Origin of the sequence: Cognatiyoonia sp., assembly GCF_965661665.1 — a bacterium.
Classification (GTDB): Bacteria; Pseudomonadota; Alphaproteobacteria; order Rhodobacterales; family Rhodobacteraceae; genus Cognatiyoonia.
Window position 1 is genome coordinate 143,203 of record NZ_CBFIEO010000001.1, and the last position, 23,989, is coordinate 167,191.

General features: G+C 57.6%; 23 protein-coding genes. 17 read left to right on the plus strand and 6 right to left on the minus strand.

What is annotated here, in order from left to right; all coding sequences use genetic code 11:
* Positions 1-4: 4 nt before the first annotated feature.
* The 3 genes from ACTF5F_RS00725 (at position 5) to ACTF5F_RS00735 (ending at position 1,871) form a co-directional block, all read left to right on the plus strand.
* Positions 5-307 (plus strand): hypothetical protein, encoded by a 303-nt coding sequence (locus tag ACTF5F_RS00725; RefSeq protein WP_438954965.1) that lies wholly within the window; start codon positions 5-7, stop codon positions 305-307.
* A gap of 162 nt (positions 308-469) precedes the next feature.
* Positions 470-1,342, plus strand: coding sequence for an NAD(P)-dependent oxidoreductase (locus ACTF5F_RS00730; RefSeq protein ID WP_438954966.1), 873 nt, complete (start codon positions 470-472; stop codon positions 1,340-1,342).
* A 70-nt stretch (positions 1,343-1,412) separates the two neighbouring features.
* Positions 1,413-1,871, plus strand: a complete 459-nt coding sequence (locus ACTF5F_RS00735) for a copper chaperone PCu(A)C (RefSeq protein WP_438954967.1) — start codon at positions 1,413-1,415, stop codon at positions 1,869-1,871.
* Between the two features lie 3 nt (positions 1,872-1,874).
* Here ACTF5F_RS00735 and ppsR read toward each other — a convergent pair whose 3' ends face one another.
* Complete coding sequence (ppsR, locus tag ACTF5F_RS00740) at positions 1,875-3,326, minus strand: transcriptional regulator PpsR (protein ID WP_438954968.1); 1,452 nt, start codon at positions 3,324-3,326, stop codon at positions 1,875-1,877.
* Entirely contained in the window at positions 3,323-4,003 is a 681-nt protein-coding gene (locus ACTF5F_RS00745; RefSeq protein WP_438954969.1) for a cobalamin B12-binding domain-containing protein, read from the minus strand. Before ACTF5F_RS00745 ends, ppsR begins: the two co-directional genes overlap by 4 nt.
* Positions 4,004-4,342: 339 nt before the next feature.
* On the opposite strand from ACTF5F_RS00745, the gene bchF reads away from it, so the two are divergent.
* The 14 genes from bchF (at position 4,343) to hemA (ending at position 19,741) form a co-directional block, all read left to right on the plus strand.
* Positions 4,343-4,855: a 2-vinyl bacteriochlorophyllide hydratase gene (bchF, locus tag ACTF5F_RS00750; protein WP_438954970.1), complete on the plus strand. Its 513-nt coding sequence runs from the start codon at positions 4,343-4,345 to the stop codon at positions 4,853-4,855.
* Positions 4,852-6,135 carry a ferredoxin:protochlorophyllide reductase (ATP-dependent) subunit N gene (locus ACTF5F_RS00755; protein WP_438954971.1) on the plus strand — a complete coding sequence of 428 codons (1,284 nt, stop codon included), beginning with the start codon at positions 4,852-4,854 and terminating at the stop codon, positions 6,133-6,135. Before bchF ends, ACTF5F_RS00755 begins: the two co-directional genes overlap by 4 nt.
* On the plus strand, positions 6,132-7,652 hold the full coding sequence (gene bchB / locus ACTF5F_RS00760; protein ID WP_438954972.1) for a ferredoxin:protochlorophyllide reductase (ATP-dependent) subunit B: 1,521 nt from the start codon (positions 6,132-6,134) through the stop codon (positions 7,650-7,652). Before ACTF5F_RS00755 ends, bchB begins: the two co-directional genes overlap by 4 nt.
* Positions 7,642-11,184, plus strand: coding sequence for a magnesium chelatase subunit H (locus ACTF5F_RS00765; protein WP_438954973.1), 3,543 nt, complete (start codon positions 7,642-7,644; stop codon positions 11,182-11,184). The genes bchB and ACTF5F_RS00765 overlap by 11 nt, the downstream gene beginning before the upstream one ends.
* A gap of 27 nt (positions 11,185-11,211) precedes the next feature.
* Complete coding sequence (gene bchL / locus ACTF5F_RS00770; protein ID WP_438954974.1) at positions 11,212-12,108, plus strand: ferredoxin:protochlorophyllide reductase (ATP-dependent) iron-sulfur ATP-binding protein; 897 nt, start codon at positions 11,212-11,214, stop codon at positions 12,106-12,108.
* A gap of 94 nt (positions 12,109-12,202) precedes the next feature.
* A complete protein-coding gene (gene bchM / locus ACTF5F_RS00775) occupies positions 12,203-12,895 on the plus strand; it encodes a magnesium protoporphyrin IX methyltransferase (RefSeq protein ID WP_438954975.1) in 693 nt (230 codons plus the stop codon).
* Positions 12,892-14,322 carry a PucC family protein gene (locus ACTF5F_RS00780; protein ID WP_438954976.1) on the plus strand — a complete coding sequence of 477 codons (1,431 nt, stop codon included), beginning with the start codon at positions 12,892-12,894 and terminating at the stop codon, positions 14,320-14,322. The genes bchM and ACTF5F_RS00780 overlap by 4 nt, the downstream gene beginning before the upstream one ends.
* 19 nt (positions 14,323-14,341) lie before the next feature.
* Entirely contained in the window at positions 14,342-15,115 is a 774-nt protein-coding gene (puhA, locus tag ACTF5F_RS00785; protein ID WP_438954977.1) for a photosynthetic reaction center subunit H, read from the plus strand.
* Between the two features lie 55 nt (positions 15,116-15,170).
* Entirely contained in the window at positions 15,171-15,809 is a 639-nt protein-coding gene (puhB, locus tag ACTF5F_RS00790) for a photosynthetic complex putative assembly protein PuhB (protein ID WP_438954978.1), read from the plus strand.
* A gap of 3 nt (positions 15,810-15,812) precedes the next feature.
* A complete protein-coding gene (gene puhC, locus ACTF5F_RS00795; RefSeq protein WP_438954979.1) occupies positions 15,813-16,271 on the plus strand; it encodes a photosynthetic complex assembly protein PuhC in 459 nt (152 codons plus the stop codon).
* A 45-nt stretch (positions 16,272-16,316) separates the two neighbouring features.
* Positions 16,317-16,613, plus strand: a complete 297-nt coding sequence (locus tag ACTF5F_RS00800; RefSeq protein ID WP_438954980.1) for a hypothetical protein — start codon at positions 16,317-16,319, stop codon at positions 16,611-16,613.
* Positions 16,610-17,740 (plus strand): magnesium-protoporphyrin IX monomethyl ester (oxidative) cyclase, encoded by a 1,131-nt coding sequence (acsF, locus tag ACTF5F_RS00805; protein ID WP_438954981.1) that lies wholly within the window; start codon positions 16,610-16,612, stop codon positions 17,738-17,740. Before ACTF5F_RS00800 ends, acsF begins: the two co-directional genes overlap by 4 nt.
* Positions 17,740-18,537, plus strand: coding sequence for a putative photosynthetic complex assembly protein PuhE (gene puhE, locus ACTF5F_RS00810; RefSeq protein ID WP_438954982.1), 798 nt, complete (start codon positions 17,740-17,742; stop codon positions 18,535-18,537). The genes acsF and puhE overlap by 1 nt, the downstream gene beginning before the upstream one ends.
* On the plus strand, positions 18,527-19,741 hold the full coding sequence (gene hemA / locus ACTF5F_RS00815; RefSeq protein WP_438954983.1) for a 5-aminolevulinate synthase: 1,215 nt from the start codon (positions 18,527-18,529) through the stop codon (positions 19,739-19,741). The genes puhE and hemA overlap by 11 nt, the downstream gene beginning before the upstream one ends.
* On the opposite strand, the gene bchO is transcribed toward hemA, so the two are convergent.
* The 4 genes from bchO to crtA are packed head-to-tail and all read right to left on the minus strand — an operon-like array spanning position 19,738 to position 23,912.
* A complete protein-coding gene (bchO, locus tag ACTF5F_RS00820; RefSeq protein ID WP_438954984.1) occupies positions 19,738-20,586 on the minus strand; it encodes an alpha/beta fold hydrolase BchO in 849 nt (282 codons plus the stop codon). The genes hemA and bchO overlap by 4 nt on opposite strands.
* Positions 20,583-22,319, minus strand: a complete 1,737-nt coding sequence (locus ACTF5F_RS00825) for a VWA domain-containing protein (protein ID WP_438954985.1) — start codon at positions 22,317-22,319, stop codon at positions 20,583-20,585. The genes bchO and ACTF5F_RS00825 overlap by 4 nt, the downstream gene beginning before the upstream one ends.
* A complete protein-coding gene (bchI, locus tag ACTF5F_RS00830; RefSeq protein WP_438954986.1) occupies positions 22,207-23,211 on the minus strand; it encodes a magnesium chelatase ATPase subunit I in 1,005 nt (334 codons plus the stop codon). Before bchI ends, ACTF5F_RS00825 begins: the two co-directional genes overlap by 113 nt.
* Positions 23,208-23,912: a spheroidene monooxygenase gene (gene crtA, locus ACTF5F_RS00835; RefSeq protein WP_438954987.1), complete on the minus strand. Its 705-nt coding sequence runs from the start codon at positions 23,910-23,912 to the stop codon at positions 23,208-23,210. Before crtA ends, bchI begins: the two co-directional genes overlap by 4 nt.
* Positions 23,913-23,989 lie beyond the last annotated feature (77 nt).

Consider the following 23,989-nt stretch of genomic DNA (forward strand, 5'->3'; position numbering starts at 1 on the left):
TCAGTTGGAATGGGTCTCAGCCGCCAAATACAAAACCGCGTTTGGTGCCAATGATTGTTTGGAAGATGTGTCGATCGTCCCTGAGGTCAGCCCAACACTCAGCGAAAGCCCGGAACGTGCCGCCTCTGCCGCTGGGTCCAAGCGCGCGCGATTAATTAGTCAAAAGATATTGCTCTTCGGCGGTCAGCCCCATGACGATTCCTATGCAGTTGGGTTTGCGCAATTGTGTTTGGACGACAGATCGAACAACCCAGTCTGCCGAAAGATGGCTTTGTGGCTGAACTTCGGTCCGTTCTCGCGATTTTAAGAATTGTCATTGACGGAACCTTTCGAAGTTCAAAAAGCTCCGTTTGGATGGGGCGGGTCTTGGCCTAAGTCTCTACCTTTTGGCACAAAAAGCGCTAGTCTGTTCAGAGGTCATAATTGAGCGACGCATTGAGTTGCCGATACGTTTACGGAGAGAGAGCCAATGGCAAATATAGCATTCCTAGGGTTGGGCGTAATGGGATACCCGATGGCGGGGCACCTTCAGGCTGCGGGCTATTCTGTGACGGTCTACAACCGAACCACGTCCAAAGCAGAGGCTTGGGTCGCGGAGCATGGTGGCACTTTTGGCGCGACGCCCGCGGAAGCCGTCAAAAATTCAGAGCTCGTGATGACCTGCGTTGGAAATGACGACGACCTGCGGAGCGTTTGTTTCGGTGAAAAAGGGGCATTTTCCGCGATGCCATCTGGGGCTCTGTTGGTGGATCACACAACGGTTTCAGAAGCAGTCACAAAAGAGCTTTATGCCGCCGCCAAAGAACGTGGCCTTTCATTCTTGGATGCACCCATTTCCGGCGGTCAGGCTGGTGCCGAAAATGCGATGCTGTCCATCATGTGTGGCGGCGATCAGGCTGATTATGACCGCGCAGAGCCGATCATGGACGTATATTCAAAGATTTGCCGCCGGATCGGGGAAAGCGGTGCGGGCCAACTGACCAAGATGTGCAATCAGATTGCGATTGCGGGTTTGGTCCAAGGCTTGTCAGAAGCGCTGCACTTTGCGCAGAAAGCGCGGCTCGATGGGCGCTCTGTCGTGGAGGTGATCAGCCAAGGTGCCGCTGGCAGTTGGCAGATGTCGAACCGGTATGAAACCATGCTGGACGATCACTACGATCACGGCTTTGCGGTCGACTGGATGCGCAAAGATCTTGGGATCTGCTTGTCGACGGCGAATGAAAACGGTGCAAGCCTGCCTGTCACTGCTTTGGTGGATCAGTTTTATAATGATGTCCAAAAGCTTGGGGGTGGGCGTTGGGACACGTCGTCGCTCTTGAAACGGCTTGCAAAAATAGGCTGATGCGATGTTTTCGCACTGGACACCACGAGTAGAGTGCGTATGTCGGCACTACGCACCGAAAGGTCCCAATATGAAATATTTTCCAGCGCTTATCCTCGCCCTGACGCCCACACTTTTGATGTCTCATGACTACACGATTGGCGGTCTCAAGATCGATCATCCTGTTGCGCGCGCGACAACGCCAACCGCGCGCACTAGTGCAGGTTACATGACAATCGAAAACGTGGGCGAAACTGCCGACACCCTCCTAGCGGTGGAGGCTGACTTCCCCCGCGTTGAGTTGCACACGACCACCGTGACCGATGGCGTTGCCAGCATGCAAAAGTTGGAAGCTGTTGAAATCCCTATGGGGGCAACAGTGACCTTTGAACAAGGTGGCCTGCACGTCATGATCATGGGCGTCACCACCCAGTTGATGGAAGGTGACACAGTTCCAGCGGTTTTGGTGTTCGAAAACGCGGGCCGGATCGATGTTGATTTTAATGTCGAACAGATGGACGGTTCAGGCCACGGCAATATGAACCACTAGTGCCTAGTCGCGGCTGAGAAGGTCAAACTTGCGTAGCTTCACATAAAGCGATTGCCGCGACAGGCCGAGCATTTCGGCCGCAGCCACGCGGTTGTTCATCGTCAGCTCAACAGCTGTTTCAATGCACATCTTTTCGACAACATTGGTCGTTTCAGCCACGATTTCTTTCAGCGTTGCACTGCCGACCAGTTCAACGACAGATTCCAGCCCTTCATCTGTGACGGGTGCCTGACCACGGGCGGCGTCCACGCGGTTCACATCCCGAATGACGAACGCATAAACTTTAGTGTCGCTGTCGGCATCGATGACACTGACCGCAATCTCAACGGACCGCGGGCTGCCATACGGGCCTGCCACTTTGGTCGCATATGTTTTCATGCGGCCAGAGCGGTTCGCGTTTTCTGTCATCACCTTCAGGTCAACGCCACCACGCAGCAAATAATCTGCGAAGCTGCTTCCCTTGATGCTGCTGATGTTTGCAACGCTTAAAAGGTCAAGGAAACCATCATTTGCGGACAGGATTTTCCCGTTATCGGATGCAAAAACGATCGCATCTGGGCTGGCCTGATAAAGACCACGCAAGCGGCTATCCAAGGCATTCGACTGAGACGCCTTTTCGCCAACGACTTCCAGACGGACCAGAAGTGTCCGTTGGCCAGCAGCGCGGAACAGCGAGCTGTAAAGCCGCAATGGTTTGCCATAGCTACATTCCAGTCCCGAAGTTGGAATGGATTGGTCGCTCACAGCTTGTGTCGACAGATCATCCACCAACTCTGCGGCGCCTTTACCTTCGACGTGATCGGCCAAGCTGCTGCCAATCAGCGCGTCCCGGCTACCGTTTAAAATAGCGGCAGCATTCTCGTTCAGTTCTGAAATGCGGCCATCGTTGCTGGACATGAACACGAATGCCTCGGTCGTGTGGTCCATGAGGACGCGCAGCCGTGTATCGTATTCGCGATGCAGCTCCAGATCACGTTCCAAGGCCAGATGTGCTTGGACAAGCTGGCTTTGCATTTCCGCAATGGGCCGCAAATCGCGGCCCAGCAACAGGATTGCGCCGTCAGGCCCAACACGATGCAAGCTATACCTGATCGGAATGTTCCAATCCGTGCCACCTTCACCGTGGTTGAGTTCAATGGGTCGAGCTTGCCCATCCCCTTTGAGGAAGTCTTTCAGACGACCGTCGAATTTACTAACGCTTTCCACGGTCAAAACATCGCGGATGTCTTGGCCTTCCAAGCCTTCCAGCTTTTCATAGCCGTCGGTGTTCGGGTTCATCAGTGTGCTGATGACCTTACCGGTCTCATCAACCACAATGCCGATGTCAGACACCTCAGAAATGATGTCGCCCAAAATCTCTGGTGCGATCAGTGGGATTGAGCCGTTGTCCCAATACTTCGCGCCACGCGATTGCACGCCGGAGCTGGTCCGCTTCTCAGCCCGATCACCGCTCATAGCACGAAATCCTGACTGGCTTGGGATTTTGTCTTTAGGCCGCAAAGAACAATCGCCTCATCTGGATCTTTGGTTGTAAACGTCGCACCGGTTGCAGCCTTAACATCGTAATCGGTCTCTAAGATTGTCCCGCCAATGACCACGGGAGGGGGGTTATCAATCGCCTCATGAATAGACTTCACAATTCCGCGAAGACTTTCAAGGGTTTCGCCGATTGATGCGGAAATGAAGACGGCATCGAAAGCATGATGGACGAGTTTTTGGCGCACGTCGTCTGGATGCGCGTCGAGCAGCAGATTAACCGACAAGCCGCGGCGCCGCAGTTGCCCAGCAAGAAGCACGGCGCCCAATGTATGGAAAATATCCTTGGCAACAACAATAAGCACCGTCGGTGCGTCGGCTGTTGCGGGTGTTTTTCCACTTGGCGCCGGGCCGAGTTCATGTAGCAACGACTGTAGTCTAGACACCCCAATCGTGACGCCGCTAAAGCTCATTTCGTCTTTGCACCAAGCATCGCCCATCTGTCTAGCGAGAGCTGGCACATAGCGGTCGACAATCAAATCTGGTGAGATGCCGGAGGCGATCGCCTCGTTAACCGTTGCCGACATTGCGCGCCGATCAGTGCTGAGGGCGGCAAGGCTGAATTTCACAAGAAGGTTGGTATCGAGGTCATCCAAATTCCCAACACCAAAAGCGCCGCCAGGATCCCCTAGCCGCGGTTTGGTCGTTTTGGAGGTGCGATACTCGGTCATCCGTGCATCCTTGTCAGTTAGGCCCACGTGGACCTAGCCTATATCTATTCTCTATTGCGCGACATGTAATGTCAAAGAGTATTGACAGTTACGCGGTTGTACAGCGCGATCCAGAAGATTTCTGATCAAAAAAGATTGGTATTTCTTACGGATTTAGCCCCAAAAATGAAAATTTGACAGCTTATAGAACTATGTAACGCAAGGTTGACACTTCGGGTCGGCGCCTCCTAAACTTTACAATAAGAAATGTAAGGGAGAGTTTACATGTCCATTGTTTCAGAACAGCCGGTTTCGGTTGGTTCTGCCTTTGGGCAGGCAAAAGGGTCTCTCTATACCCCTGAACAACGCGCCCGCCGTGATGCCACAGTCTGGACACTGGTGCAGGGTATTTTGGCGCCTTTACAGTTTCTCGTCTTCCTCGTGTCGGTCGTGCTGGTCGTGCGATACCTCCTGTCTGGCGTCGGATATGAAGCTGCAACGTGGTCGATTGTGATTAAAACTGCAGTGCTTCTAACCATCATGGTGACAGGCGCGATTTGGGAAAAAGTCGTCTTTGGGCGGTACCTTTTTGCGCCGTCATTCTTCTGGGAGGATGTGGTGAGTTTTGCGGTTATCGCATTGCATTTGTTATATATTCTTGCGCTTTGGTTTGATCTGCTCGACCCTATTCAGCTGATGATCGTCGCGCTCGTGGCCTATGCCGCCTATGTCCTCAATGCGGCGCAATTCCTGTGGAAGCTCCGGCAAGCACGCCTCCAGTCGGAGGGCGCCGCATGAACGACCTGACGCCAGCACCCAACAACGGATGCCGTGACACCCCAGTGTTGAAGGAACGTGGCCAACGCGAAGTCTTCTGCGGCCTCACAGGAATCATTTGGCTTCACCGCAAGATGCAGGATGCCTTCTTCCTTGTCGTTGGTTCACGCACCTGCGCGCACCTGCTGCAATCGGCCGCTGGGGTAATGATTTTTGCTGAACCACGATTCGGCACCGCGATTCTGGAAGAAACCGACCTTGCAGGTATGGTCGACGCGCATCAGGAGCTTGATCGCGAAGTGGCCCGCCTGTTGGAGCGCCGTCCGGACATCCGCCAGCTTTTCTTAGTGGGATCTTGCCCGTCTGAAGTAATCAAACTCGATTTGGCAAAGGCGGCAGAACGCCTCACCCAAGTGCACGCGCCGCACGTTCGGGTGCTCAACTACTCCGGCTCCGGCATTGAAACCACCTTTACGCAAGGGGAGGATGCCTGCCTCGCCTCAATGGTCCCCGTCCTGAACCACACCGACGAACGGCAACTGTTGGTTGTTGGCGCCCTACCGGATGTGGTTGAGGATCAAATGTTGGATTTGCTGTCGAAACTCGGCATCGTACCTGTGAAGGTGTTACCGGCGCGACGCATTGATCAAGACACCGCAATTGGTCCGAACACCGTCTTCGCGCTCACCCAGCCGTTCCTTGGTGATACTGCCGCTGCGCTGGAGCGTCGGGGTGCCAAACACATTGCTGCCCCGTTCCCATTCGGTGATGAAGGCACAACTGCGTGGCTTGCCGCCGTTGCGGAAGAATTTGGCGTCTCAAGAGAAGTCTTCGATGACGTGACCGTCGCCCCACGTACGCGCGCCAGAACCGCGATTGCGCAAGCCTCTGAGAGTTTGTGCGGCAAGTCGGTTTTCTTCTTCCCTGATAGTCAGCTTGAAGTCCCGCTTGCACGGTTCCTTGCCCGCGAATGCGGGATGACACCGATTGAGATCGGCAGCCCCTATATCCATGACGCAATCCACGGTCCTGATCTGGCGCTCATCCCGCCCGGTCCAACGATCAGCGAAGGGCAGGACGTTGAGAAGCAGCTCGACCGCGCCCGCGCAGCAAAGCCTGATCTGACGGTCTGCGGCCTTGGCCTCGCCAACCCATTGGAGGCAGAGGGCCTCAGCACGAAATGGGCGATCGAGTTGGTCTTCACCCCTGTGCATTTCTACGAGCAGGCGGGTGATCTCGCTGGTCTCTTCAGCCGACCGCTCAGACGCAAGGCGAAACTCTCGTTGGAGGCGGCAGAATGAAGCTTGCCGTTTGGACATATGAGGGGCCGCCGCACGTGGGGGCCATGCGCGTCGCAACCGCGATGAAGGGGATGCACTATGTGCTCCATGCCCCACAGGGCGACACTTACGCCGATCTTCTATTCACAATGATCGAACGCCGAAACCACCGCCCGCCTGTCACCTACACCACCTTCCAAGCCCGCGATCTTGGCTCCGACACGGCAGTCCTCTTCAAAGAGGCGGTGCAATCCGCGATGGAGCATTTCGATCCCGAAGCGCTGATCGTTGGGGCGTCTTGTACTGCCGAACTTATCCAAGACGATCCGGGCGGACTGTCGGAGGCGCTGGGCCTCTCCATCCCTGCCATCCCGCTCGAACTACCAAGCTACACGCGCAAGGAAAACTTCGGCGCGGATGAGACGTTCTACCAAATTTGTCGCGCTCTCGCGGGGCCGGTGGAGCGGACCGCGCGTGTGAGCTGCAATATCCTTGGGCCCACAGCCCTAGGCTTCCGCCATCGCGACGATGTGCAGGAACTGACAGCGCTGCTGGAGGAAGGTGGGATTGATGTGAATGTCGTGGCACCCCTGGACGCCACACCAAGCGACATCAAGCGGCTGGGCGCCGCGCATTTCAACGTCTGCCTTTACCCTGAAACAGCGAGCGCTGCCGTCCGTTGGTTGGAGCGGGAGCATCATCAAGCGTGGACCAAAACTGTGCCAATTGGGGTTGGCGCCACCCGCGATTTCCTCGCTGAAGTTTCTAAGATCACTGGCAAAGACATGCGCCCCGACGAAAGCCGCCTACGCCTGCCGTGGTGGTCCAAATCGGTCGACAGCACTTATTTGACAGGTAAGCGTGTCTTCATTTTTGGTGATGGCACACATGTCGCCGCCCATGCCCGCATCGCGCGGGATGAGATGGGGTTCGAGGTCGTTGGCATCGGTTGCTACAACCGCGAACAAGCCCGAGGAATTCGCGCGCTGGCCAAAGAATACGGCGTCGAAGCGCTCATCACAGACGACTATCTTGAAGTCGAACAGACCATCGAAACCCTTGCGCCAGAAATGATCCTTGGCACGCAGATGGAACGTCACATCGGTAAGCGGCTCGGCATCCCATGCGCTGTGATTTCAGCGCCGGTACACGTGCAGGATTTCCCCGCCCGATACTCACCGCAGGTCGGTTTTGAAGGGGCCAATGTTATCTTCGACACGCTTGTGCATCCGCTCGTGATGGGACTTGAGGAGCACCTGCTGACAATGTTCCGCGAGGACTTCGAGTTCCATGACGACGCTGGCGCGAGCCATCATGGTGGCAAAGCCGTTGAAAGGACCAAGACGGAGATCGTGGAAGCGGTCGCCTCTTTCGACAACGTTGTCTGGCTCCATGATGCAGAAAAAGAGCTGAAAAAGATCCCGTTCTTCGTGCGCGGCAAAGCCCGCCGGAATACGGAAACATTCGCGGCGGAGCGGGGCATCCACGAAATCTCGCTCGAAACGCTCTACGAGGCAAAGGCCCACTATGCGCGATGACGTGATGACATATCATCCCTATCGCGTTGTGATCGTGACGCTGGATCAGCACGCCGCTGGCCCTGCCGCCCGTGTGTCTGAGCGTCTGGCTGGTGATTTTCCGGGTCTTGAGATCAGCGTTCATGCCGCCGCTGAATGGTCCGAATGCCCCGACGCCTTGTCAGAGACCAAGAAAGCTGTGGCGCAAGCAAACCTGATCATCGCCAACATGCTTTTCCTCGAAGAGCATGTCGCCGCCATTTACGATGATCTGCTGGCCCGCCGTGAGGATTGCGACGGCATCCTTGGGATGATTGCGGAAACCAGCATCGTGAAGCTGACCAAGATCGGTGACCTCGACATGGCGAAACCGTCAAGCGCGGCGGTCAACTTGCTCAAGAAACTGCGCGGCAGTTCAAAGCCGGGCGCGGGGTCTGGTGCCAAGCAGATGAAGACGCTGCGCCGCCTGCCAAAGATCCTCAAGCTTATCCCCGGCAAGGCGCAAGACATGCGCGCTTGGTTCCTTGCGATGCAGTATTGGCTGGGCGGGTCCGACGACAACGTCGAAGGAATGGTCCGCTTCCTGTTGGGTCGCTATGCCAAGCGGGATGATTGGCAGACATCCGACGCGCCAATGCCAGTCGATTATCCAGAGCTTGGCCTCTACCACCCCGATCTTCCTGGTCACCACATCGCGACTGACCTTGCTGACCTGCCCGCGCTAAAAGAGCCGGTTGCAACAGTTGGCCTGTTGATGCTGCGGTCTTACATCCTTGCGTCTGATGCTGCGCATTATGACGATGTGATCAGGTCCTTTGAGGCGGCGGGTATGCGCGTCATTCCTGCCTTTGCGGGTGGCTTGGACGGGACACCTGCGATTGAGGAATACTTCGAAGGTCGCGTAGATGCGATGGTGTCGCTCACGGGGTTCTCCCTGATTGGTGGTCCGGCATATAACGACAGTGACGCGGCGGTCGCGCTTTTGCAGCGCTTGAACGTTCCCTACATCGCAGCGCAGCCGCTCGAATTCCAAACGCTCGACCAATGGGCAAAAAGTGGTCAGGGCTTGGGTCCAGTTGAGACAACCATGCTTGTCGCACTGCCGGAAATTGACGGTGCAACCAACCCAACTGTCTTTGCCGGACGGCACGGGGTGGAGGGGTGCAAGGGCTGCGCACATATGTGTTCGGCTGGTGTGGCCAAGACGATGGCCCCATGCCCAGAACGCATCGCGGCCCTAACAGAGCGCAGCAAGAAGCTCGCCGTTCTGCGCCGGAAGGACAACGCTGAGAAAACCGTCGCCATCGTCCTCTACGGCTTCCCGCCCAACGCCGGTGCTGTCGGAACAGCGGCCTACCTCAGCGTGTTTGAATCGCTCCACAACACGCTGCTTCAGATGAAGCGGGATGGGTATGAATTGGATGTACCCGAAACCGTTGATGACCTTCGCGCATTGGTCCTTGAAGGGAATGCCAAGCAATACGGGCAGGAGGCGAATGTTGCTGCCCAAGTCCTTGCCAATGACATCGTGACGCAAAGCCCTTGGCTGGATGAGATCGAGGCCGTTTGGGGCCCTGCACCTGGCAAGGTGCAATCAGACGGGCAGGGTGTGTTCGTTCTGGGTGCGCAGCTTGGTAAGGTCTTCATCGGGGTGCAACCGACCTTTGGGTATGAGGGCGACCCGATGCGTCTGCTTTTTGAAAAGGGCTTCGCCCCGACCCATGCCTTCGCGCAATTTTACCTCTGGCTCCGCAACACGCTGGAGGCGGATGCGGTGCTGCATTTCGGGATGCACGGCGCTTTGGAATTCATGCCGGGCAAACAGTCTGGTCCATCCGCCACCTGCTGGCCGGACCGTTTGATCGGCGACCTGCCAAACCTTTACCTCTATGCCGCCAACAACCCGTCGGAGGCATCGCTCGCCAAGCGTCGCAGCAATGCGATCACAGTCACGCATATGACGCCGCCGCTGGCGCAAGCGGGGCTTTACAAAGGGCTGAGTGAGTTGAAGGACAGCTTGCTGCGGTGGCGCGCCATGCCCGCGGATGACGACACGCGCGGTGAATTGGAAGACCTCATCCGGTCCCAAGCGAATGCGGTTGATCTCAATGCGCGCAGCTTGGAAAAACTCTGGTTGACCGTGCTTGAAACAGAAGGGTCCCTGATCCCCGACGGCCTGCATGTGGTGGGCAGGCCGATGACCGATGCGGCCAAGTTCGACATGCTGCAACTGATGCCGTCAGAGGCCCGCAAAGACGCCGCCGCGCGGCTTTCTGAGGAAAGCGAACTGCCCGCGCTGATGCGTGCATTGTCAGGGGAATATATCCCACCAGTACCCGGCGGTGACATCATCCGCAGTCCAGAAATCTTGCCAACGGGCCGCAACATCCATGCCTTCGATCCGTTCAGGATGCCAACCGCATTTGCGGTGCAAGAAGGGGCGCATCAGGCGCAGGTTCTCCTCGACACCCACACCGATTTGCCGCGCACCGTTGCGATGGTTCTATGGGGGTCGGACAACATCAAATCGGATGGCACGCCGATCTCCCAAGCTTTGGCGCTGATGGGGGCCAAGCCGCGCTTTGACAGCTATGGCCGCTTGGCAGGTGCGGACTTGATCCCGCTCTCCAAACTGGGCCGCCCGCGTATCGATGTGGTGATGACACTCTCCGGTATTTTCCGCGACCTGCTTCCACTGCAAACGCGGATGCTGGCAGAGGCGGCTTTGAAATGTGCGGAGGCGGATGAGCCGCTTGATCAAAACTACATCCGTGCCCACGCGCTCGCCTATGCGCAGGAAATGGGCTGCGATCTAGAGACGGCCGCGCTGCGTGTCTTCTCCAACGCGGAAGGGGCCTATGGGTCCAACGTCAATCAGTTGATCGACAGTTCCGCCTTCGGGGATGAGGATGAATTGGCTGACGCTTATGAGGCTCGCAAGAGCTTTGCATATGGCGTCAACGGCAAGGCCGCGCAGAATGCGGAGCTTTTGCAGAAGGCTTTGAAAGACGTTGATCTGGCCTATCAAAACCTTGAGTCTGTCGAGCTTGGCGTCACCACCGTTGATCACTACTTTGACACGCTTGGCGGTATCGCCCGCGCGGTGCGCCGCGCCAAGGGCGGGGAAGAGGCACCAGTTTACATCGGCGACCAGACCAGAGGCGGTGCAAAGGTTCGCACTCTGCAAGATCAAGTTGCGCTTGAGACCCGCAGCCGCAGTCTGAACCCAAAGTTCTTCGAGGGGCTTTTGAAGCACGGGCACGAAGGTGTCCGGCAGATCGAAGCGCAGATCACGAACACGATGGGATGGTCCGCCACCACAGGCGATGTGGAGCCTTGGGTCTACCAGCGGCTTAGCGAAACCTTCGTGTTGGACGAAGGCATGAGAGAGCGTTTGGCGGATTTGAATCCGCAAGCGTCGATGCGGATGGCAAACCGACTTTTGGAAGCATCTGACCGCGACTACTGGGCGCCGGATGCTGAAACGTTGGAGGCGTTACAAGACGCGGCTGACGCTTTGGAAGACAGAATTGAAGGGGTCGCTGCGGAGTAGCGACCGAACGAAAGGAAGGAGGCTCACATGAGCCCCAAAGACAACGTACCAAACCTGAATGGCCTTGATGGGGAGGGTTCTGTTCAGGTGCATCAGGACGCCAGCATGCAGATCGAAGGCACGAAAGTTTTCAGTGTCTACGGCAAGGGTGGGATCGGCAAGTCGACGACTTCCTCTAACTTGTCGGCTGCGTTCTCAAAGTTGGGCAAACGGGTGCTGCAAATCGGCTGTGACCCGAAGCATGACAGCACGTTCACCCTGACCGGATCATTGGTCCCCACGGTGATCGACATCTTGAAAGAGGTCGATTTCCACGCCGAGGAATTGCAGCCCGAAGACTTTGTTTTTGAGGGCTTCAACGGTGTGAAATGTGTGGAGGCTGGCGGCCCGCCAGCCGGCACAGGATGCGGCGGCTATGTCGTTGGCCAGACCGTGAAATTGCTCAAGCAGCATCACATGCTGGAAGAGACAGATGTGGTCATATTTGACGTGCTGGGCGACGTCGTCTGCGGTGGCTTTGCGGCACCGCTTCAACACGCGGATCGCGCGCTGATCGTTACGGCAAATGACTTTGACAGCATCTATGCGATGAACCGGATCATTGCGGCGGTTCAGGCGAAATCCAACAACTACAAAGTCCGCCTGGCAGGCTGCGTTGCCAACCGCAGTCGGGAGACGGATGAGGTGGATCGCTACTGCGAAAAGGTGGGCTTCAATCGCATCGCGCATATGCCGGATTTGGACGCGATCAGACGGTCGCGTTTGAAGAAGAAAACGCTGTTCGAGATGCCTGATGATGAAGAAATCGTGCAGGTCCGGAAGGAGTATATCCGTCTAGCTGAAACGCTTTGGAACGGCACCGAACCATTGGCGCCTGCGCCGATGGAAGACCGCGATATTTTCGAGCTTTTGGGGTTTGATTGATGATGTGGTCTGACCCCAAAAACCCCATGTTTTTAACGTACACCATGCGTACACACAGCATACACAGTGCATACATATGTTTTGGTGCACGCAGATGATGAGCTACGCCGCCACCCGTGACCGCGTCGAGGATTATTTCGACCGCACCGCGACCAAAACGTGGGAGCGTCTGACATCAGACGCGCCCGTGTCTGGTGTGCGGGCAACGGTGCGTGCTGGGCGGGATGAAATGCGTGCGTTGATGCTGGATCAGTTGCCTGATGATTTGACCGGTACGCGCATTCTGGATGCAGGCTGTGGCACTGGTGCGATGGCCGTCGAATTGGCGCAGCGTGGCGCGGATGTGGTGGCCGTGGACATCTCACCCGCGCTGATCGAGATTGCGAAAGAGCGGGCACCAGCAGAGCTGCGTCGACGGATCACTTGGGTGTCGGGCGACATGCTGGATAAGACCGCAGGTCGGTTCGATCATGCGCTGGCGATGGATTCGCTGATCTACTATGGCGCTAACGACATAGCGGCCCTTTTGGACAAGGCGAGCCAGCGGGTCGATGGCAAGTTTATCTTCACCCTCGCCCCGCGTACGAAGATGTTGATGCTGATGTGGCGGGTGGGAAAGCTGTTCCCGCGCAAAGACCGCAGCCCGACAATGGTACCGCACACGACCGCTGGTATTGCAACGGCCTTGCGCAATTCAGGTGCTAAGGGTCCGCTGAAAGAAATCCGGCGCGTGAAGTCCGGCTTCTACATCTCAACTGCATTTTCCTATGAGCGGAGGACGTCATGATCGTTCGCGCCGCCACGCTCAAAAAGATTTCCACCGACTTATTGCCTTTCTCGGACGCAGTGAGCGACGACCTCCCACTCGCTCAGCTTCTGCGGATGTCGCTGTTCCAATTCTCAGTTGGAATGGCGGCAGTCATGCTTCTGGGCACCTTAAACCGCGTGATGATCGTGGAGCTTTCGGTCCCAGCATTTTTAGTGGCGATTATGATTGCGATCCCTGTTTTGGTCGCACCGTTCCGTGCCCTATTGGGCTTCCGTTCTGACACCTACAAAAGTGCGATTGGCTGGAAGCGGATCCCTTACCTTTGGTTTGGATCGCTCTACCAGTTTGGTGGCTTGGCGATCATGCCGATGGCCCTGCTCGTTCTAGGCGGATCACAGGCTGTTGGTCCCACATGGGCGGGTGAAGTGGGTGTAGCTTTGGCGTTCCTCCTCACTGGTCTTGGGATGCATATGACTCAGACCGCGGGGCTGGCCTTGGCCGCTGACCGCGCGACGGAGGAGACACGGCCAAAGGTCGTCGCACTGCTGTACGTCACGTTTCTCATCGGGATGGCGTTCAGCGCTGTTATCATTGGCACCCTGTTGCGCGACTTTAGTGAGCTGCGCTTGGTGCAGGTCGTGCAAGGGGCGGCAGTTGTTACGCTGGTTTTGAACCTGACCGCGCTCTGGCGGCAGGAGCGGGTGCGTCCGATGAGCAAAGCCGAACGCGCCAAACCGCGCCCGATGTTCCGCGATGCATGGAATGATCTGGTGTCTGGCGGGTCCGCTGGGCGGCTGCTGCTGGTCGTATTCTTGGGCACGATGGCCTTTAACATGCAGGATGTTTTGTTGGAGCCTTACGGCGGCGAAATCCTTGGGCTGTCTGTGTCTGCCACGACGCTGATGACGGCGACATGGGCAGGTGGCGCATTGGTGGGATTTGCGGTTGCAGCCCGTTGGCTGGCCGCAGGTGTTAGCACATACCGCATGGCTGCTAGAGGAATCCTGTACGGATTGGCCGCCTTCTGCGCTGTCATTTTTGCTGCACCATTTGGATCAGCTTGGTTGTTCTACATCGGGGCGACCATGATTGGGTTTGGCGGTGGATTGTTTGGGGTCGCGACCCTGACCGCTGCCATGACATTACCGACCACAGGGACTGCGGGTCGGGGACTTGCCCTTGGCGCTTGGGGGGCTGCACAGGCTACCGGAGCAGGGCTGTCCATCTTTATCGGGGGCGCGCTTCGCGACCTTGTAAACCATGCCGCCGGGAACGGCATTTTGGGAGAGGCGCTCGCCACGCCAACCACGGGCTATTCTGTCGTCTACCACACGGAGATTGGCCTTCTTTTCGTAACCCTGATTGTCCTTGGACCCTTGGTAAAGGTCCGGGCCATGACCACGGAAAACTCTGCCAAGCTCGAGCTGGCAGACTTCCCGACCTGACCACTGAAAGGAACACACAATGGTTGGAGAAACATTCTTTGGAGACTTTGATCTGGCGAGCGCAGCGATATGGCTCTTCTGGATCTTCTTTGCGGGGCTTGTCTATTACCTGCAAACCGAAAACATGCGCGAGGGGTACCCGCTGCAAGACGACGATGGCACGACATCCTCTGGACCAGGGATATTCCCGACGCCAAAGGACAAGACATTCCATCTGCGTGATGGCCGTGGGCAGGTGACTGTTCCAAGCGGGCAGAACCCTGACCGGACGAACTTGAAGATGGCGCAAACCTCGCCCTCTGCAGGTTCACCCTATGTGCCAACGGGCGATCCGATGGTGGATGGGATCGGTGCCGCTGCATGGGCGCCGCGCCGCAATGTGCCAGAACTCGACGCGCATGGGCATGTGAAGATCCGCCCGATGTCGGCGATGGATGATTTCCACGTGTCTGCAGGGCGTGATCCACGTGGTCTGCCTGTTGTGGGCGGCGACGGTGAAGTCGTCGGCCGCACAACCGACATGTGGGTCGATGTGCCAGAGCAGCTGGTGCGATATCTGACTGTTGATCTGAACCCAGAGGGGACTGGCAAGACCCGCCTGATCCCAATGAACATGGCCAAGATCGGCACGGACCGTGTGACGGTGAAGTCGCTTTATGCCCACAACTGGGACGGCGTTCCGACCATTCGGTCTGCGGATCAGGTCACACTTCTCGAAGAAGAAAAGATCATGGCCTACTACGGCGGGGGCACGCTTTATGCAACGCCTGAACGCTCTGGGACGGTGATCTAATCAACAAACCGGCCCTGCGGTTTGTGGGGCCGGTTTCTTGCCAAAGGGGAACACAATGAGTCACGACGATTTCAACTTTGAGCCTGTCCGGGGATTGCCGGAGGAACTGCCTAAGGGTGAACATATCTTGTGGCAGGGCTCGCCTGACTTCAGGCGCTTGGCGCGGGAGGCTCTGGCAGTCCGCTGGGTCGCGGCCTATTTCGCCATTCTCTGCGTATGGCGGATTGGGGTGTCGTCGGTCGAAAACCCTTTGTTTGTGTCTGTGATGCACGCGGTGCCATTGGCGATTGCGGGGGTTATCGCTTGTGTGCTGATCTATCTGATTGCTTACGTGCAAGCGCGGGCGACGGTTTACACGCTGACCAACAAACGCGTTGCGATGCGGATTGGGGCGGCGCTGACGATGACGTTAAACCTGCCTTATAATTGGATCGGCTCTGCGCAGTTGGATTTGAAGCCGTCTGGACACGGCACGCTGGCGATGGAGCTGATTGGCGACACGCGGCTGTCTTATCTGATGACGTGGCCGCATGTCCGACCGTGGAGTATCGCGCGCACTAAGCCCGCGCTGCGGTGCATCCCTGACGCTCAGAAAGTGGCAGTGATCTTTGCCGACGCGGCGGAGACGCGGGTTGGCGAACCTCAGATCACACGGAAAAGCGCTGGGCCGTCTGGCGCCGTTGCAGCGGAGTAAGCCATGTCACAGCTCGAACAACAGATGCGGCATCGGGACAAGGAGATGGTCCCAACCATTCTTGTCAAAGCGATGTTTGGATTGATGCTCGCCACCACGGGGATCGTGGCCTATGCGCAATGGTCAGGCACGCCGGATGTAGGTGTGCTGGAAGCTTCGCCGATTGAACTGAGCAGAAACATTCTGCTGATCGGGGATCGGTCCGGTGTTTACGAGGTCCGCGATGTGGATGGCACCGTGATTGCGGTTTCATCAGACCCTAAAGCGGGGTTTTTGGGCGTGATTGGCCGTGTCGTGGATCGGGAGCGCATGCTCCACGATTTGACGACGCAGGACCCGATTCAAGTCGTGCGTCGCACCAACGGCAACGTCGCCATTCTTGATGACACCACCGGCATGGCCGTCGAACTTATCGGCTATGGCGAAGATAACGTGGCTGCCTTTGCGCAGCTTTTGGACTGAAACCACCGTGGCGAGCCACCACGGGCAGATGTGAAAGGGAACCACATGGGACTATTAACACGCAGCAAGGAAACCGCACCCTGCACGGTGACGATTTCCCATCGGTTTGACGAGCTGTCAGCGCATGTGCGTTTCGACAACGGCACGACCGTGAATCCGGGCGATAGCGTTCAGGTACAGGGGCCTGAGATCATGGCGCCCTTTGGTGAGATTGTTGAGGAACAGCGCACTGCTGTCATCACCCGTGCCAGCAAGCTTGAACAGCTTTGGACCCGCGCGACCGGTGATCTGGAGTTCATGGAGCTTTGCGAATTCTCCTTTAGCGAAGAGGTGATGTCATGAACGTGCAACGCCCCACCCATTCCGCCGACGCCTCCACCGTGGAGGAGGCGCTGGCCGCTGGCAACTATGATCCGGTTGTCGATAGCAAGACCGCGACTGATGTGGCGATGCAGAACACGCTGCTGACGCCGCGGTTCTACACCACTGATTTTGATGAGATGGACGGGATTGATGTCACGCCCGTCCGCGCAGAGTGGGACAAGCTCATTAGTCAGATGAAAGCAGACCCTAACAGAGGGCATTTCAAGAAGAACGAAGACTGGGACAACATTGATTGGGATGGTATGGACCCGCACCTGAAGGCGGAGTTCATCGATTTTCTGATCAGTTCTTGCACTGCCGAATTCTCTGGCTGCGTGCTTTACAAAGAGATGAAGCGCCGTGGGTCGAATGATGATATTACCACCTTGTTCCAGCTTATGGCACGGGATGAGGCGCGGCATGCGGGCTTTATCAATGATACGCTGCGCGAGGCAGGGATTGCGGTGAACCTTGGGTTCCTGACGCAGTCAAAGAAATACACCTATTTCCGGCCAAAGTTTATCTACTACGCGACCTATCTGTCGGAGAAGATCGGATACGCCCGCTACATCACCATTTACCGTCATTTGGAGGCAAACCCCGACAAGCGGTTCCATCCAATTTTCAAGTGGTTCAAAGAGTGGTGCAATGATGAGTTCAGCCACGGCGAAGCCTTCGCCCTGCTGATGAAAACAGACCCTAAATTGACCGAAAGCTTTGCAAACAAGCTGTGGATCAAGTTTTTCCTGACGGCGGTCTATTCGACGATGTGGGTGCGCGATCACCAGCGTCCTGCCTTTCATGAGGCGCTGGGCGTTGATCCGGCGTGGTACGGGCAAGAGGTATTCCGCAAGACATCAGAGATTAGCAAGCAGGTGTTCCCGATGACGCTCGACATCGATCACCCGCGCTGGATTCCAGCGTTGAACCGGATGCAGGTCGCGAACCTAACGATTGCCAATGGGCGTAAGCAAGGCGGTATTGTCGGTTGGGCCAAGCGGATGGCGGGATCAGCGAAAGCGGCGGCGGCCTTCGTGTCGCTGATGACAATTCCGGCGAAGAGCAACGAAGTGCCCGTCAGCCCAAGATTGGAGCCTGCATACTGATGTCAACGGTCTGGGGTGCAGCATTGATCGCGGTCTTCGCATGGTGGATGTCCACTGGCGTGATCCTGTTCGCTGTGCACTGGGCCGACCGTGCGAGTGCAAAAGCGCGGGGACGGTTCGCGATCCTCACCTTTCCGTTTAGTTTACTTGGGCTTTGGTTGTTGTCCTCTGCGGATGTGACCGTGGCGGGGGCCTATCAAGGGTTCGTTGGTGCCTTGCTCGTCTGGGGGTGGGTTGAACTGTCGTTCCTTACAGGCGCGATCGTGGGCCAACCTGTTCCAACGACGGAGGGGCAAAGCGCATGGCGGCGGTTTGGTGCCGCGTTGCGCGCACTCATATATCATGAAGCGGCTTTGGTCGCGGCGCTGATCGTCGTGGCGATGCTGTCCGTCGGGCTAGAGAACCGCGTTGGCATGGCGAGCTTTCTGATCCTCTACCTCGCGCGGGTGATGGCGAAGTTGAACCTCTATTTCGGTGTGCCACGGATCAATATTGAGTTCCTCCCCCGCGCCTTGGCGCATCTCAAGACCTACTTCCGGCAAGGGCCGATCACCTTTGCCTTTCCTGTGGCGATCACGCTGCTCACTATCATTTTTGCGGTTTGTGCCGAACGGCTTTGGACTGCAGAAACAGACTCTATTGCTGTTGGTTTCGCACTTTTGTCGACGCTGACGGCGCTTGGTTTGCTCGAGCATTGGCTCATGGTTGTGCCTTTGCCTGACGCGAAACTCTGGCGCTGGCTTTTGCCGGATGCTGCCGTAATTCCAGAAGACAAAGGGAAGACCCATGGATTTTGATGCGCTGTTTGACGCCCAATTGGATCAGCTGAAAAGCGAAGGAAACTATCGATATTTTGCTGAGCTTGAACGGCAATGTGGGAAGTTCCCGCGTGCGGCCAATCATGGGGAGGATGGCGTGCGCGATGTCACCGTTTGGTGCTCCAACGATTATCTGGGCATGGGCCAGCATCCGGCGGTCATCAACGCGATGTGTGAAGCGGTTCAGCGGACAGGCACGGGCGCGGGCGGCACGCGCAACATCTCCGGCACGAACCACGATCATTTGCTGCTTGAGGCGGAGCTAGCTGACCTCCACGGGAAAGAGGCCGCGTTGCTGTTCACCAGCGGATATGTGTCGAATTGGACGGCGTTAAGCACGCTGGGGTCACGGTTGGAGAATTGCGTGATCCTGTCGGATGCGGGCAATCATGCCTCCATGATCGAAGGGATCCGGCATTCCAAAGCGGACAAAGTGATTTGGAAGCACAATGATGTGGTGGATCTGGAAGCGAAGCTCGCTGCGCTGCCAAAGGATGTGCCCAAGATTGTTGCGTTTGAGAGTGTCTATTCGATGGACGGGGATGTTGCCCCCATTCGGGAGATTGTCGAGGTGGCCGAAAAGTACGGTGCGATGACTTATCTAGATGAGGTGCATGCGGTGGGCCTTTATGGACCGCGCGGTGGCGGGATCAGTGAGCGAGATGGGCTCGCAGATCGGATCACATTGATCGAAGGGACGCTCGGAAAGGCGTTTGGTGTTGTGGGCGGGTATATCACTGGTTCTGTCGCCCTGTGTGATTTCATTCGCAGCTTTGCCAGTGGGTTCATTTTCACGACTGCCTTGCCGCCAGCGGTGGCGGTAGCAGCCCGTACCTCCATCGCTCATCTGAAAGTGTCGCGGGCGGAGCGAACGCAGCAGCGGCGACAGGTGGCGCGGTTGCGCGCGCGGCTCGATCAGGCAGGGATCCCGCATATGCTGAACGACAGCCATATCGTGCCGGTGATGATCGGCGATCCGGTGAAGACGCGGATGCTGGCCGATTATCTGATGCGTGAGTGGGATATATATGTGCAGCCGATCAATTATCCGACGGTGCCGAAAGGGACGGAGCGGTTGCGCTTTACACCGTCGCCTTTGCACACGGATGATGACATCGATCATCTGGTCCAAGCGCTTCAGGTGCTATGGTCGCAATGCGCTGTGGCGCATGCGGTCGCTTAGGCCAATCGCTCTTTAAACCAGTTTGCCACTAAGTCTGGCGCCTCTTCATGGATGAGGTGCCCGTAATCTGGCACCTCCGTCAGGGTGGCTTTCGGCATCCTGTCGCTGGCTGTCCGGCTGGTGGCTGGTGGCACAGCTTTGTCGTTTGTTGCTGTCAGAAAATGGGTCGGCGTGTTGAACTTTGGCAACCGCGCCAGCAGCGGGTCGAGCGACCATTGCGCCATCATAGACAGCGTTCCGTCGACGTGTGCGGCGTCTATGGCAAGACGCAGGTAGAGCGCTTGGCCAGCCTCATCGATCTTTGATCCGGTGCCTTCAAGCAGTTGCCGGACAGAAGACCGGCTTGAGGTCGCGGCTAAGACCTGCGCGGCGAAGGGCGTTATGGAAAGGGCTTTGGCCATCAACGGGAAGAGCCAACCCGCGATGCCATCAAAGTTGCTGAGAGCTGCGTTGATCCCGAAGAGTTGTTGGGTCGGGAGTCCTAGTTCTACCATCCGCATGGCGATCGGCACGCCAGCGGAATGACCAACCAGCGCTTCGGGGGTGATGCTGAGGTGTTGGAGGAGGGCGTTCAAATCCTCCGCTATTGGGTCAAGGCCGTGGCGGTGCTGTGCGCCGGATTGGGTGAAGCCCTGACCGGGAAGGTCGATGGCTGTAACGTCGCATGTTTCGGCCAAGATCGGGAACAGGGCGCGCCAGCTTTGCGTGGCCCCGCCTGCGCCGTGGATCAGGACGAGTTTCGGACCTGTGCCCTGGCGCTGGATGTGCCATCTGTGAGGGCGATGGAGCACGATCTGCGACTGGTTGCGCATCGGCCACCCTGCCGCATCTGAGGGCCATTTCATGAGGTGGCGCTCAGGCCAGCGGTAACTGCGTTGGAGATGCTGCTGGCTTGGGCGCGGGGGAGGGAAACGTAGGTTGCGTTCATCACAGAGGCGAGCGTGCGCAGTTGGGACTCTGGTCGCTGGCCGGTGTCGATGATGACAGTGTCGATCCCTTCGGAGAGGACGATTTTGGCGATGTTACGCGCATCCTGTGCGGCTTGCGGTCGGTTGCCCGCGCCATCAAGCGCGACATTGGCGCGACCGTCCGTCAGAACGCAGATCGTCGGCGTCATGCCACGACGCCGCGCGGTAATGGCTTGCAAAAGTGCGGATTGAAGTCCGGCCGCAAGTGGCGTGCCGCCACCACCGGGAAGGGCAGCCAAGCGGCGTTTGGTCAGGACGAGGGAGCGTGTGGAGGGGAGGAGCACCTCCGCTTCTGTCCCGCGGAATGAAAGGAGGGAGACATGATCGCGCCGCGCATAAGCATCGGCAAGCAAAAGTTCGACCGCGCCTTTCGCCTCAGCCAAGCGGCCCATCGCGGCGGAGCCGGAGGCGTCTACGGCAAAGACGACGAGACGGTCTGATCGTTCCTCAAACCGTTTAATGCGCAGGTCGTCTGGGCTGATCTTGACCCGCCCGTCGAAGTTCGGCCCCCGTCGCAGCCTTTGAAACGGCGCGGCGGCGCGGAGTGTCGCGACGACGTCAAGCCGTGCTTCGCTATTCGGCCTCCCCGCTTTTGGCGCGATGGGTCGGCCGCGTCTGTTTGAACGTTTCGCCTGCCCCGTTCCAGAGCCTGCTGCGCCATTGGAGAGCGTCTTTGAACTGAACATCAAAAGGCCTGCAGGGATTGCTGCTTTCACGGCATCGATGATGCGGTCTTCGAGCGGGCCAATAGCGTCCGTGTCATCAGATTCGTTGCTGTCGCGCACTTGAGTGCCTGGAGGCTCCGGCTGCTCCGATTCCTGCGGGGTGGGGAGGCGCTTCGCGCGATGGGCAAAGACGAGTTCGGCGGCAAAGGTCACATCCACTTCGTCCAACGTTCTGGCCCCCCTCAGGCGGGCCAACGCCCGCGCGGCGCGAAGAGCGAAATCCGGGGCGCGGAGGGAGTCGATGCCGAGGTTTGCACTGATCTCGGTCAAGAGGACGATGGCATCCACGACTTCGATCTGGCCAGTTGGCGCTGGCAGCTTTGGGACGTGGGTGATGTCGCGCATCGACAGGTCTGTCAGGTCGATCCGAAAGGCCAAACGCTCTGCAAAGACTGCGGGGAAGGTGTCGTCTTCCAAATCACTTTCATCGACGGCGAAGATGGGTGTCTTCCCTTCTGTTGCTGCGAGAACGCGGCGGGCTGTGCCGCGGATCATTCGGTCCGCCATTGTGAGCAGAAGCGGCGCACCAGAGTTCACGATCCCTTGCGCGGCGACCATGCGCCCTTTGGTCAGGGTTGCTGTCACATCCATACCGCCGAAAAGTGCGGTTTCGTCCATTGCTGGATGGATACGGCGTGTGGATTTTGGCAATCGCGCCAGCAGCGCGTCGCGAACCGGACCTGGTCGCCCACGGCAGATCAAACCGCCGAGTGAGGGGTCATCACGGATCAGTTGAATGCAAATCAGCCCGTTGTGGTAGGCGTCTGGGGCGTCAGCCGAGGACATCGACCAAGACCCGTTCGACCCGCGCGGTTGATCCAGAATCGTCCAGCGGATCGCGGCGTAATCTGTGGCGCAGGGCCATTGGCGCGACAGCGCGGACATGGTCGCGCTTGAGCGTTGTGCCGCCGGACCATGCGCAATACGCGCGGGCGGCTTTCAGCAGGGTCAATTCGCCGCGCAGGCCGTCGGACCCAAGGGCAAGGCAAAGCTCCGCCACATCCCGCAAAACGCTTTCGCCGGTTGCGAGTGTCTTGATGTTTTCACGGGCCACGAGGATTTGATCGCGCACGGCGGCGTCTTCGGCTTGCCAGCGCAGAAGGAACGCAGCGTTGTCATTCTCAAAAGCATCGCGGCGGCGGATTACCTCTATCCGCGTGTCGATGTCGGTTGGGGTGCGGACGTCGAGCGACAGGCCAAAACGATCGAGGAGTTGTGGCCGAAGCTCGCCTTCCTCCGGGTTGCCGGAACCAACGAGGACAAAGCGCGCGGGATGGCGGATGGAAAGCCCTTCCCGTTCCACCAAATTCTCTCCACTTTGGGCCACATCGAGAAGCAAGTCGACAATGTGATCTTCGAGGAGGTTTACTTCGTCAATGTAGAGGTACCCGCGATTGGCGCGGGCGAGGAGGCCGGGTTCGAATGCTTTTTCACCTTTTGTGAGCGCCTTTTCGATGTCCAACGCACCTGTGACCCGATCTTCCGACGCGCCGAGCGGCAGGTCGACGACAGGGGTTTGTTGTTCCCCTATCGTGTGGTTGCAAAGGCCGGACCAATTGGGCACATCCTCTGCCGCAGGGCTGTTGACCGGGCAGCCTTTTACGGCGCGGATCGGCGGCAGCAGATTAGCGAGCGCGCGGACGGCAGTTGATTTGCCAGTACCACGGTCGCCAAACACCAAGACACCGCCAATTGAATGGTCGATCGCCGTCAGGATCATGGCGAGCTTCATCTCGTCTTGTCCAACGATGGCTGAGAAGGGGAATGGCTGTTTCATGCGGCTTCCAATTTCCGAAGGGGGGAGCGACCGCCCCATGAGCCCAGATCCGAATGAATTCTGAATCGGGCATAAAGTTCTTCTTGAAACCATCCTTCGGTGCGGACGGCTTTGATGGCTTCGGCGTGGGGGCCGGTGCGGGCGAAAGCGTTCATGCTTTGCTCCGACGGCCAGATGGAGAATGTGACCTGATGCAGCATTGGGATTTCGCCAATGCCGATTTTGAAGGCGACGTTGGGGTCTTGGCCGATCACTTCTGAGATGTTCGGAACACGGCCCCAGAACCGCGACAGGATGCGCGGCTTGATAGAGGCGCGGGTGAGCGCGGCGAGGGGGCCATTGAAATTCGCGGCGGCAGGCTCAAACGGTTCTTTGCCCGACCATTTGCCCCATGCGCGGGTCGGGTGCAGGAAGACGGACCAATCCTCAGATGCGCGGTTGCGGTAACGCTGGAAGATCGGGGAGCTGCGCACGCGGTCCACGGCGGTGTCCGTATCGGGCCATGTGGCGAGAATTGCGATGACCGATGGATTTGAGGTGGGTGTGAAACCTTCACCGACGCCTGATCCGCAGAGTTTCCAAAAACCGATATCGGGCGTTCTGGCCAAGGGAATCCGTGCAGATGCCATCATAGAGAGCGCCCAAAAGCGCGCCCAAAATCCGTCAAAACGGAAAAACGATAGGCTGACAGTCTGAGTCACGTACGACTCCCTTCGTAGTGTAAACTAATACTGACACATTGCGGATAATAAAGGAAGGTTTTGCTGAATTTTTCGGA

Excerpts from the sequence above, each read along its gene's own strand:
- ACTF5F_RS00730 (WP_438954966.1), top strand. The coding sequence starts at position 470 with ATGGCAAATATAGCATTCCTAGGGTTGGGCGTAATGGGATACCCGATG.
- ACTF5F_RS00735 (WP_438954967.1), top strand. The coding sequence starts at position 1,413 with ATGAAATATTTTCCAGCGCTTATCCTCGCCCTGACGCCCACACTTTTG.
- ppsR (WP_438954968.1), bottom strand. The coding sequence starts at position 3,326 with ATGAGCGGTGATCGGGCTGAGAAGCGGACCAGCTCCGGCGTGCAATCG.
- bchF (WP_438954970.1), top strand. The coding sequence starts at position 4,343 with ATGTCCATTGTTTCAGAACAGCCGGTTTCGGTTGGTTCTGCCTTTGGG.
- ACTF5F_RS00755 (WP_438954971.1), top strand. The coding sequence starts at position 4,852 with ATGAACGACCTGACGCCAGCACCCAACAACGGATGCCGTGACACCCCA.
- bchB (WP_438954972.1), top strand. The coding sequence starts at position 6,132 with ATGAAGCTTGCCGTTTGGACATATGAGGGGCCGCCGCACGTGGGGGCC.
- ACTF5F_RS00765 (WP_438954973.1), top strand. The coding sequence starts at position 7,642 with ATGCGCGATGACGTGATGACATATCATCCCTATCGCGTTGTGATCGTG.
- bchL (WP_438954974.1), top strand. The coding sequence starts at position 11,212 with ATGAGCCCCAAAGACAACGTACCAAACCTGAATGGCCTTGATGGGGAG.
- bchM (WP_438954975.1), top strand. The coding sequence starts at position 12,203 with ATGATGAGCTACGCCGCCACCCGTGACCGCGTCGAGGATTATTTCGAC.
- ACTF5F_RS00780 (WP_438954976.1), top strand. The coding sequence starts at position 12,892 with ATGATCGTTCGCGCCGCCACGCTCAAAAAGATTTCCACCGACTTATTG.
- puhA (WP_438954977.1), top strand. The coding sequence starts at position 14,342 with ATGGTTGGAGAAACATTCTTTGGAGACTTTGATCTGGCGAGCGCAGCG.
- puhB (WP_438954978.1), top strand. The coding sequence starts at position 15,171 with ATGAGTCACGACGATTTCAACTTTGAGCCTGTCCGGGGATTGCCGGAG.
- puhC (WP_438954979.1), top strand. The coding sequence starts at position 15,813 with ATGTCACAGCTCGAACAACAGATGCGGCATCGGGACAAGGAGATGGTC.
- ACTF5F_RS00800 (WP_438954980.1), top strand. The coding sequence starts at position 16,317 with ATGGGACTATTAACACGCAGCAAGGAAACCGCACCCTGCACGGTGACG.
- acsF (WP_438954981.1), top strand. The coding sequence starts at position 16,610 with ATGAACGTGCAACGCCCCACCCATTCCGCCGACGCCTCCACCGTGGAG.
- puhE (WP_438954982.1), top strand. The coding sequence starts at position 17,740 with ATGTCAACGGTCTGGGGTGCAGCATTGATCGCGGTCTTCGCATGGTGG.
- hemA (WP_438954983.1), top strand. The coding sequence starts at position 18,527 with ATGGATTTTGATGCGCTGTTTGACGCCCAATTGGATCAGCTGAAAAGC.
- bchO (WP_438954984.1), bottom strand. The coding sequence starts at position 20,586 with ATGAAATGGCCCTCAGATGCGGCAGGGTGGCCGATGCGCAACCAGTCG.
- ACTF5F_RS00825 (WP_438954985.1), bottom strand. The coding sequence starts at position 22,319 with ATGTCCGCGCTGTCGCGCCAATGGCCCTGCGCCACAGATTACGCCGCG.
- bchI (WP_438954986.1), bottom strand. The coding sequence starts at position 23,211 with ATGAAACAGCCATTCCCCTTCTCAGCCATCGTTGGACAAGACGAGATG.